Here is a 1259-nt window from a genome sequence, read left to right on the forward strand (position 1 = left end):
GGGGCTCCTTCGTTGGAGCGGGTGGATGTGGTGCAGCCGGCGTTGTTTGCGGTGATGGTGTCGTTGGCTGCGGTGTGGGGTTCGGTGGGTGTGGTGCCGGATGCGGTGGTGGGGCATTCGCAGGGGGAGATTGCGGCGGCGTGTGTGGTGGGTGCGTTGTCGTTGGAGGATGCGGCGCGGGTGGTGGCGTTGCGTAGTCGGGCGCTGCGGGCGTTGTCGGGACGCGGCGGGATGGTGTCGGTTTCGCTGTCTCAGGACGAACTCACCCGACGCATGGCGCGGTGGGGTGAGCGTCTTTCTTTGGCGGCGGTGAATGGTCCGCGTTCGATGGTGGTTTCGGGTGAGCCTGATGCGTTGAGTGAGTTGTTGGCGTGGTGTGAGGTGGAGGGGGTCCGGGCGCGGCGGATTCCGGTGGATTATGCGTCGCATTCGGTGCAGGTGGAGGGTCTTCGCGCGGAGTTGTTGGATGTTTTGGGTCCGGTGGTGCCGCGTTCGGTGGGTGTGCCTTTTTATTCGACGGTTTTGGGGCGGCCGGTGGATACGGCTTGTCTGGATGCGGGGTATTGGTTCGAGAATTTGCGGCGGACTGTTGAGTTGGAGTCGGTGACGCGGTGTTTGATTGCTGATGGGTTTGGTGTGTTTGTTGAGGTGAGTCCGCATCCGGTGTTGTCGTTGGCGTTGCGGGAGACGTTGGATGCTGTGGGTGTGGATGGTGTGGTGTCGGGGACGTTGCGTCGTGGTGAGGGGGGTGCGGGTCGTTTTCTGAGTTCTGCGGCGGAGTTGTTTGTTCGGGGTGTGGGGGTGGATTGGCTGCCGGTTTTCGGTGCGGGGGTGCGGCGTCGGGTGGAGTTGCCGACGTATGCGTTTGATCGTGGTCGGTATTGGTTGGAGTCTGGTTCCGGGGTGGGTGCGGTGCCGGGTGGGGATTTGGTGGAGGCTGGGTTTTGGGATGCGGTGGAGCGGGGGGATCTGGAGTCGTTGGTGTCGGCTTTGGGTTTGGAGGGTGCGGAGTCGTTGGCGGGGTTGTTGCCGTCGTTGGCTTCGTGGCGGCGTCGTCGTCGTGATCAGGTGGTGGCGGATTCTTGGCGTTATCGGGTGTCGTGGAAGTCGTTGCCGGATGTGAAGGCGGGTGTCGCGTCGGGCACCTGGCTGCTGGTGATGCCTGCCGAATGCCCGGAAGCGGGTCAGGTCGCCGAGGCACTACGCGCACAGGGCATGACCCTCCACACCCTCGAAATCGACGAGTCCGACGCCGGACG

Annotated in this window: 1 protein-coding gene; it reads left to right on the forward strand. The window is 63.8% G+C overall.

Translation table 11 applies throughout. The features are described from left to right. Positions 1 to 21 precede the first annotated feature (21 nt). The coding region (locus ACH4FH_RS38895) for an acyltransferase domain-containing protein (RefSeq protein WP_398560707.1) at positions 22 to 1259 on the forward strand (1238 nt) is incomplete at its 3' end.

It is taken from the genome of Streptomyces sp. NPDC017993 (assembly GCF_044328065.1).
Classification (GTDB): Bacteria; Actinomycetota; Actinomycetes; order Streptomycetales; family Streptomycetaceae; genus Streptomyces.